This window comes from Pseudoxanthomonas mexicana (genome assembly GCF_010093385.1).
Classification (GTDB): Bacteria; Pseudomonadota; Gammaproteobacteria; order Xanthomonadales; family Xanthomonadaceae; genus Pseudoxanthomonas_A; species Pseudoxanthomonas_A mexicana.
The window spans coordinates 1-7,771 of record NZ_PDWV01000088.1 but is presented as its reverse complement, the minus strand read 5'-3'; the positions used below and the strand labels follow the sequence as shown (position 1 = coordinate 7,771).

Genomic DNA, 7,771 nt, shown 5'->3' with positions numbered 1-7,771 from the left:
TCTCGTGGGCTCGGAGATGTGTAAGAGAGTCAGCCTCAAGGCACTCGCCAGGACGCCGGGTGTCACGCGCGGCGTGTGGCAGACCAAACTGACCCTCAGCGTGGACCTTGCGGCCGGAGAGCAGGACGTCTGGCCGCGGATCTGCAGCGAGCTTGAGCGCTACCCCGCACTGCGTACGAGCCGTGTGCAGCTCAACCCACCTCCCGGCAGCAGCGAACCCGTGCGCTGGCGGCAGTGCAAGACCCTGTGAGGCGACTGCGACGTTCCGTCGCTGGGCCTCGCCTGCGCGCAACGGGATGATCGCGTCACCGCCCTGCTGCATGCCGATCCCATGAGCGACGTTCCCGACCCCACGCCTTACGAGCGCATCGGCGGCGAAGCCGGCCTGCGCCGGATGACGCAGCGCATGTATGCGCTGATGGATACCCTGCCGGAGGCCGCTGCCGTGCGCGCGCAGCATCCATCGTCACTGGAAGGCAGCGAGCAGAAACTGTTCGAATTCCTCAGCGGCTGGCTCGGCGGCCCGCCGCTGTTCACCCAGAAGCACGGCGCCCCGATGCTGCGCGCACGCCACCTGCCCTTCCGGATCGGCATGGAAGAAGCCAGCGGCTGGCTGGCCTGCTTCCATGGCGCGATGACCGAGACGGTCGAAGACGCGGAGCTGCGTGAGTTCCTGTGGTCGCGGATCGAGCCGCTGGCGCTGCACATGCGCAACCTGCAGGCGGTGTCGCTGCGGTGGGCAGATCCGCAGGACGCGTAGAGCGGAGCTTGCCCCGCTGCTATCGAACAAACGCGACCGCGTAGCCGAGCACGCTCGGCACGACGCTGTTCACTACCAGTGCACGCCCCGCATCAGCGCGGCGAACGCGAGCTGTTCCTGGCTGGGCGATTCGTCCTTCAGCGCCTTGCGGTCGCCCTTGGCGGCGGCCGAATCCGGGAACAGTTCGAAGGCGGTGTTCATCACCACCTCGTAGGCCTTCGGCGCCACCGCATTGACCAGCGCGGCGAAGATGCCCAGACGGGTGGCAATGCGGCTGGGCTTCTCGATGATCGCCTTGACCAGCAGGTCCGCCGCCTCTTCCGGCGACAGCGTCGGCACGCTGTCGTACATCTTCGTGGGCGCGATCATCGGCGTCTTCACCAGCGGCATGTTGACGGTGGTGAAGCTGATGCCCTTGCCCGACAGCTCGCCCTGGGCGCAGCGACTGAACGCATCCAGGGCCGCCTTCGACGCCACATAGGCCGAGAAGCGCGGCGAGTTGGCCAGCACGCCGATCGAGCTGATGTTGATGATGTGGCCCTTGCGGCGCTCGGTCATCTTCGGCAGGAAGCCCATGATCAGCCGCAGGCTGCCGAAATAGTTCAGCTGCATCGTGCGTTCGAAATCGTGGAAGCGGTCGTAGCTCAGTTCGATGGAGCGGCGGATCGAGCGGCCGGCGTTGTTGATCAGGACGTCGACGTGGCCGTGTTCGTCCAGTACCGTCTTCACCAGTCGGTCGCAGTCGGCCATGTCGGCCAGGTCCGCCGTGTAGGCGAACACCTTGCCACCGGCCTTCTTCATTTCGTCGCGGGCCTTGAACAGTTCCTCCTCGCCGCGCGCCACGATGATCGTGGTGGCGCCCGCCTCGGCCACGCGCTGCGCGGTGGAAAGGCCGATACCGGAAGATCCGCCGGTGATGACCACCACCTTGTTGCGCACCTTGCCCTTCAGCGAGCGGTCGATGAACAGGTCCGGATCCAGGTGGCGTTCCCAGTAGTCCCACAGGCGCCACGCATAGTCGTCCAGCCGCGGCACGGCGATGCCGCTGCCCTTCAGCGCCCGCTCGGTCTCGCGGCTGTCGAAGCGCGTGGGATAGGTGATGAACTTCAGCACTTCCTTCGGGATCTTGAAGTCGCGCAACAGCATGCCGATGAAGCGCTTCACCGGCGGCAGGTTGCCCACCGCCATGCGGATGCTGCCCGGCACGAAGGCGAACATGCGTGCGTCGATGCGCATGGTCATCTCGGGCGCATGGCCCGCGCGGCAGAAGGTGTTCAGCACCTCGCCGACACGCATCGGTTCCGGATCGGTCAGATGGAAGGTGTGGCCATCGAGCTTTGGCTTGTGGGCGATGTGGTCCATCGCATCGGCCACGAAATCCACCGGCACGATGTTGATGCGGCCGCCCTCGATGCCGAGCACCGGCACCCACTGCGGCAGCAGCTCGCGCAGCTTCTTGATGAGGGTGAAGAAGTAGTAAGGCCCGTCGATCTTGTCGATCTCGCCGGTCTTCGAGTGACCGACCACCATGCCTGGGCGGTAGATGCGCCACTTGATGCGCTTCTCGTTGCGGACCAGCCCTTCGGACTCGTGCTTGGTGCGCAGGTAGGGGTCGTCCAGTCCTTCGGCTTCCTCGAACATGTCCTCGCGGAAGATGCCTGGATACAGGCCCGCGGCGGCGATGGAGCTGGTGTGGTGGAAGCAGCCGGCCTTCAGAGCGGCTGCCAGGTCCAGCGCATGCTGGGTGCCATCGATGTTGGCGGCCTGCTGGGCTTCACGGGTGGCGGTGAGGTCGTAGATGGCGGCCAAGTGGAAGAAGTGCTTCACCTTGCCGGTCAGCGTGCGCAGTTGGGCGGGCGTCAGGCCGCACCGGGGCTTGGTCATGTCCCCGTGCACCACCGTCACGCGTTTCATGTCCCAGCCCGCCTTCTTCGCGATGGCGTCGAACTTCTTCTGTGAGTCCTTGCGGACCAGCACGTAGACCGTCCCGCTGCGCTTGAGGAGGTTGCCGACCAGATAGCGACCGATGAATCCCGTGGCGCCCGTGACGAAATAGCTCATGACTGCCCCATTCCTCAAGTTGTGTGGGCCAGCCCCTCCGACCGCCCTGCGTCGTAACTTGCCAGAGCCATCCGGTTTCGACAATCCCGTCACGGATTGACCGCCTGCACCACCCGTGGTGTGATGGCCTCGATCACTGGGAGGGATCATCCATGGCCGATCTGAAGAGCGCATTCGAACAAGCATCCAGGGACATCCAGACGCTGTCCGAGCGTCCGGACAACGACACGTTGTTGCGGCTTTACGGGCTGTACAAGCAGGGCTCGGAAGGTGATGTGAAAGGAGACAAGCCCGGATTCTTCGACTTCGTCGGTACCGCCAAGTACGAGGCCTGGGCCAAGCTCAAGGGCACCGCGCCCGAAGACGCCCAGAAGAAATATGTGGACTTGGTGAAGAAACTGATCGCCTAGTGGCACGCGATACCCGCCAGCGCATCCTCGACGCCGCCCTGGCGATGTTCAACTCACAGGGCGAGCCCCACGTCACGACCAACCATATCGCCGACGAGCTGGAGATCAGCCCGGGCAACCTGTACTACCACTTCCGCAACAAGGACGACATCATCGAGCAGCTCTTCGCGCGGTACGAGGAGCGCATGGATGCGGCGCTGACGCCGCCCACCGACCGCCTGCCGGGGCTGGAGGACATCTGGCTGCAGCTGCACCTGGTGTTCGAGTGCATCTGGGACTACCGCTTCCTGTACCGCGACCTGGTGGAGATCCTCAGCCGCAACCGCCGCCTGCGCATGCGTTTCGCGCGCATCCTGCGGCGCGCCGACGACAGCGCGCATGCGGTGATGCGCGGCATGGGCCATGCCGGCGTGATGCGCGCATCGGCAGCGGAACTGGCCGCCACGGCCACCAACGTTCTGGTGGTGTCCACCTTCTGGTTGAACTACGCCTCCACACGCGGCGAGAAGGACGAACAGGTCGCCATCCGCCAGGGCATCGTGCAGGTGATGATGCTGGTGGCCCCCTTCCTGCGTGATGCGGAACGGGTACACCTGAACACGCTCACGCAGGCGTACGCCACCTAGGCATGCATCCTGTGCCGTAGGGGCTTCAGCCCCACGCTGTCCCGAGGATCATCGTGAAACCGACCGGCAGGCATCGGGCTTGAAGCCCGTCCTGCGTCCGCCTTTCGATGAAAGCCCCGCTCAAGCGGCCGCCAATGCATCCCCCAGCCTCGACGATGCCGCGCGCAACTCCGGGAGCAGGCCGCGGTCGTCGACGATCTCGAAATCGGGGCCGATCAAGGCCATCAGCGCCAGCAGGGCGTCGACGGATTCGGCGCCCAGTTCGAGCAGGCAGTGCCGGTCGTCGCCGGCCTCCAGGATCCCGCACCACGGCGGCACGCGCGCGGCCTGTTCGGCGACAGAGCCGGGCAGGCGCAGTCGCACCTGGTAGCGCGTGAAAGGTTGGGTGATCGACTTGGCCACGTAGTCCGCCACGTCGCCCGGGAACGCGCGGGGCGGGAACTGGGTCCCGGTGTCGTGGAGCGCCTGCACGCGGTCCACCCGGAAAGTCCGCCAGTCCTCGCGCTTGAGGTCCCACGCCACCAGATACCAGCGGCTGCCGGTATGCACCAGCCGCAGCGGTTCGATCAGGCGCTCGCTGGCGCGCTGGCTGCGGTCGCGATACTGCATCCGCAGCCGGAAACCGTCGCGGCAGGCCGCCGCAATACGCAGCAGCGCATCCACATCGGAGGTGGGAGCCCCGCCCGCCAGGGACAGCGTGACCGAGTACAGCGCGCTGGCACGCTTGCGCAGGCGCGCCGGCAACCACTGGTCCAGCTTGGACAGCAGCCGCAGCGACGTATCCTCCATGCGGCCGACGCTGGCGGCGGCAGTCCGCAAGGCGACCGCGACGGCCACGGCCTCGTCGTCCTCCAGCAGCACCGGCGGCATGGCGCTGCCCGAGCCCAGCCGGTAGCCACCGCCCAGGCCGGGCGAGGCATCGATGGGATAGCCGAGTTCCCGCAGCCGTTCCACGTCGCGTCGCAGCGTACGGCGGTCGATGTCCAGCCGCTGGCTCAGTTCCGCGCCCGTCCAGTGGCGGCGCGACTGCAGCAGCGACAACAGGCGAAGCAGACGGTTCGAGGTGCTGAGCATCGGCGCAGTATGGCGCCTATCGAGGGCGGATTCTGTCCTCGATAGGACCCGGGCCGTCACCGCAGGGAACACCGGGTCCACGTCCGTCCCGCCCCACCGCTGCCAGCCGCCACGACGGCAGGCCGGGACGCCCCTGTAAGCCTGAGCCGCGTGGACGCTGCGGAACCGCAGGGGTCCAGGCCCTGCTACCTAGATGGGCGAGGACAAGGAGGGGCTCTGCGAGCCCGTCCTCGGCAACGACCGCCGGCATGCGAGGCGCTGAGTGCGTTACGCAGCGCGCGGGCGTCAGGCGCGCTTGCGGCGTGCCGGCTGCTTGGCCGCGGCTTTCGCGCGCGGTGCGGCGGCACGCGTGCGCTTGGCTGCCGGCTTCTTGCGGCTGCGGGCTGCAGGCTTGCGGGCCTGCTGCTTCAGGCCCAGCTTGGCCAGCACGGGCTGCAGCCGGGTTTCGACATCGGCGCTGAAGCGCTCCACGCTGGCTTCGCCGTGTTCACGGACATCCGCCAGGCGCTCCAGCACATCGCGCTGGGCCTGCCCGGCCATGGCTTCGGCTTGCCGGCGCGCGGACTGCAGCTTGCCCAGGGCATCGTTGGCCGCACCGACCGCCTCGCGACGGGCCACTGCGATCAGGCCAAGGCCGGCGAGCCATACATGGCGCAGGGTGGGTTCAGGGGTCTTGCGGCGAGTCTTCTTGGCAGCCATAGCAGGCATCCACATACCGGCCCGGGTGGCCGGCTTCCATGACGCGATGCTGTCCGGCCTGCGTCGAGCAATCACACTATTGGCCGCTCAACTCTCACATTCCGTAGGGGTTGCCTGTCGACCGCGTTCGCGGCGATGCTCGCCACATCCTGGGAGGGACGACAGATGGCAGCCAGATTCTCGAAGTGGGCCCCGTTTCCGCACGACGCCAAGGCCTACACCTATGCGGGCGATGCGCTGAAGAAAGCATGGCCGGCCCTGCACGCCGGCGACCAGGAGCCCTACCCCGACGAGAAACGTGCGAAAGCCCTGATCTCCGCGGCAGGCAAGGCCGCCAAGGGCATGACCGCCGACGATCTGGCGCAGCGCCTGCAGGACGCCTGGCGGGCTTTCCATCATGGCGACTTCCGGACGGCATACGAGGCCGGCGAGGCGCTGGGGCCGCTCGGTGCGTCAGTGGCGGTGAAGGCGCTCGGCATCCACGCCACGTATCTGGTGGACGACGAAGCCGAACAGCTCAAGCGTTTCGAACATGCGGCCCAGCTCGCCGAGGCGGCGGTCAAGGCGCTGCCGGACGAGGCGAACAGCCACTACCGCCATGCCTTCGCCCTGGGCCGCTACAGCCAGGGCATCAGCATCGCCAAGGCGCTCAAGCAGGGCATCGCCGGCAAGGTGAGGATCTCGCTGGAAGCCGCGCTCGAGCGGGCCCCGAAGCATGCCGAGGCGCATACCGCGCTGGCGCTCTACCACGCCGAAATCATCGGCAAGATCGGCGCGATGATCGGCGGCCTGACCTACGGCGCCAAGGCAGCCGAGGCCGAGTCGCATATCAAGACCGCGCTGAAGCTGACGCCGGATTCGCCCATCGCCCATATCGAGCACGCCAACGTGATGCTGCTCCTGCACGGCGACAAGAAGGAGGAAGCCGCCGCCGCAGCGTTCGAGAAGGCCGGCAAGCTGAAACCGCACGATGCCATGGAAGCGCTGGACGCAGCGCATGCCAATGCGCAGATCGAATAGCAACGCCTCGCTCGCGCTCGCGTCGGTCTTGCTCGCCGCGAGCGCGGCGGTAGCGGCACAGGTCGTCGCGCCCGCAACCCCTGCCCCATCGCCGCCGGTACAGACGACCGATACGCTGCTGGACGCCCTGACCTGCAGGACCTCGGCCGGCGACATCGCCGGCCTGCTGGCCAGGCTGCGGCGCGAACGGCCCAGTGAATTCGTACAGACAGAGCGCCAGTACGGCACGCCGAAAATGGATCTCTACCGGCTCGACGCGCCGGTGGACGCCTGGGGCAACGAAGGCGATGCCGTCGTGATCACCGACGACCGCGTGCTGCTTCTCGTGGACGCGCCCATCGATACGGCCAGCATGCGCCTGGAGCAATCGCTGGCGGACAGTCGCGAGGCGCCGCTGTCCGGCGCACTCGATGATCTCCATGCGCTGGTGGTCTACGCCGGCGAGCATCCCGGCATGCAGCAGCGCACGCTGATCGGATGCGAGTACCGCATGCCCGGGCTCTCGCTGCTCGCCAATCCGGACGACGCCTGGCGCACGCCGACGCCGTGACCCGAGACGCGCGCGCAGCGCGCATGGCGTCCCATCCTCCGGCTCACGCCGCCCGCATTAACCGCCGCGAACCCCCGCCGGCGTGCACAGGCGTGCCCGCGGGGCGGCCTTAACGGCCCGCTCCTTGCCATCTTTAGGGCGGTTGTCACGTTTCCGATGCTTCCGGCAAACCCCTGCGCCGCAGGGAGTCCGGGGGCCTAACACATTTTTTCGCAGCCGCCCTAAAGGTTTTTTTGGCAGCGCCGTTATTCATTTCGCAACACGAAGACGACTAGCCCAACAAAACAAACCGGCAGCGTCTTTTCCCTTCAACGCCGTGAATCCAAATAAGAGGAGACGAACATGGCACAGGTAATCAACACCAACACGATGTCGCTCAACGCTCAGCGCAACCTGAGCACCAGCGGCGCCTCTCTGGCCACCACCATCCAGCGCCTGTCGTCGGGTCTGCGCATCAACAGCGCCAAGGACGACGCCGCCGGTCTGGCCATCTCCGAACGCTTCAGCACCCAGATCCGCGGCCTGGACGTGGCCGTGCGCAACGCCAACGACGGCATCTCGCTGGCCCAGG

At 66.9% G+C, this 7,771-nt stretch carries 9 protein-coding genes and 1 pseudogene; 7 read left to right on the top strand and 3 right to left on the bottom strand.

All coding sequences use genetic code 11. From position 1 onward, the window contains the following. Both CSC76_RS18385 and CSC76_RS18380 read left to right on the top strand, forming a co-directional pair. Positions 1–250, top strand: a pseudogene (locus tag CSC76_RS18385) (hypothetical protein); the annotation flags it as partial. A gap of 81 nt (positions 251–331) precedes the next feature. Then, complete coding sequence (locus CSC76_RS18380; protein WP_162111405.1) at positions 332–760, top strand: group II truncated hemoglobin; 429 nt, start codon at positions 332–334, stop codon at positions 758–760. Between the two features lie 72 nt (positions 761–832). Here the strand turns inward: CSC76_RS18380 and CSC76_RS18375 are convergent, their stop codons facing one another. Next, complete coding sequence (locus CSC76_RS18375) at positions 833–2,821, bottom strand: SDR family oxidoreductase (protein ID WP_162111404.1); 1,989 nt, start codon at positions 2,819–2,821, stop codon at positions 833–835. A gap of 152 nt (positions 2,822–2,973) precedes the next feature. On the opposite strand from CSC76_RS18375, the gene CSC76_RS18370 reads away from it, so the two are divergent. Both CSC76_RS18370 and CSC76_RS18365 read left to right on the top strand, forming a co-directional pair. Then, complete coding sequence (locus tag CSC76_RS18370; RefSeq protein WP_162111403.1) at positions 2,974–3,231, top strand: acyl-CoA-binding protein; 258 nt, start codon at positions 2,974–2,976, stop codon at positions 3,229–3,231. After that, positions 3,231–3,857, top strand: a complete 627-nt coding sequence (locus tag CSC76_RS18365) for a TetR/AcrR family transcriptional regulator (protein WP_162111402.1) — start codon at positions 3,231–3,233, stop codon at positions 3,855–3,857. The genes CSC76_RS18370 and CSC76_RS18365 overlap by 1 nt, the downstream gene beginning before the upstream one ends. A 120-nt stretch (positions 3,858–3,977) precedes the next feature. Here the strand turns inward: CSC76_RS18365 and CSC76_RS18360 are convergent, their stop codons facing one another. Further along, on the bottom strand, positions 3,978–4,931 hold the full coding sequence (locus tag CSC76_RS18360; RefSeq protein ID WP_162111401.1) for a helix-turn-helix transcriptional regulator: 954 nt from the start codon (positions 4,929–4,931) through the stop codon (positions 3,978–3,980). A 285-nt stretch (positions 4,932–5,216) separates the two neighbouring features. Continuing rightward, positions 5,217–5,630: a hypothetical protein gene (locus CSC76_RS18355; RefSeq protein WP_162111400.1), complete on the bottom strand. Its 414-nt coding sequence runs from the start codon at positions 5,628–5,630 to the stop codon at positions 5,217–5,219. A 165-nt stretch (positions 5,631–5,795) separates the two neighbouring features. On the opposite strand from CSC76_RS18355, the gene CSC76_RS18350 reads away from it, so the two are divergent. The 3 genes from CSC76_RS18350 to CSC76_RS18340 all read left to right on the top strand — a co-directional run. Further along, positions 5,796–6,650 carry a tetratricopeptide repeat protein gene (locus CSC76_RS18350; protein ID WP_162111399.1) on the top strand — a complete coding sequence of 285 codons (855 nt, stop codon included), beginning with the start codon at positions 5,796–5,798 and terminating at the stop codon, positions 6,648–6,650. After that, positions 6,634–7,200 carry a hypothetical protein gene (locus CSC76_RS18345; protein ID WP_162111398.1) on the top strand — a complete coding sequence of 189 codons (567 nt, stop codon included), beginning with the start codon at positions 6,634–6,636 and terminating at the stop codon, positions 7,198–7,200. Before CSC76_RS18350 ends, CSC76_RS18345 begins: the two co-directional genes overlap by 17 nt. Before the next feature lie 342 nt (positions 7,201–7,542). Continuing rightward, positions 7,543–7,771 (top strand): flagellin N-terminal helical domain-containing protein (locus CSC76_RS18340; protein ID WP_485060139.1); only part of this gene is annotated, 229 nt, incomplete at its 3' end.

What these genes read in the sequence shown, in the direction of transcription:
- CSC76_RS18380 (WP_162111405.1), top strand. Translation starts at nt 332, where the DNA reads ATGAGCGACGTTCCCGACCCCACGCCTTACGAGCGCATCGGCGGCGAA.
- CSC76_RS18375 (WP_162111404.1), bottom strand. Translation starts at nt 2,821, where the DNA reads ATGAGCTATTTCGTCACGGGCGCCACGGGATTCATCGGTCGCTATCTG.
- CSC76_RS18370 (WP_162111403.1), top strand. Translation starts at nt 2,974, where the DNA reads ATGGCCGATCTGAAGAGCGCATTCGAACAAGCATCCAGGGACATCCAG.
- CSC76_RS18360 (WP_162111401.1), bottom strand. Translation starts at nt 4,931, where the DNA reads ATGCTCAGCACCTCGAACCGTCTGCTTCGCCTGTTGTCGCTGCTGCAG.
- CSC76_RS18355 (WP_162111400.1), bottom strand. Translation starts at nt 5,630, where the DNA reads ATGGCTGCCAAGAAGACTCGCCGCAAGACCCCTGAACCCACCCTGCGC.
- CSC76_RS18350 (WP_162111399.1), top strand. Translation starts at nt 5,796, where the DNA reads ATGGCAGCCAGATTCTCGAAGTGGGCCCCGTTTCCGCACGACGCCAAG.
- CSC76_RS18345 (WP_162111398.1), top strand. Translation starts at nt 6,634, where the DNA reads ATGCGCAGATCGAATAGCAACGCCTCGCTCGCGCTCGCGTCGGTCTTG.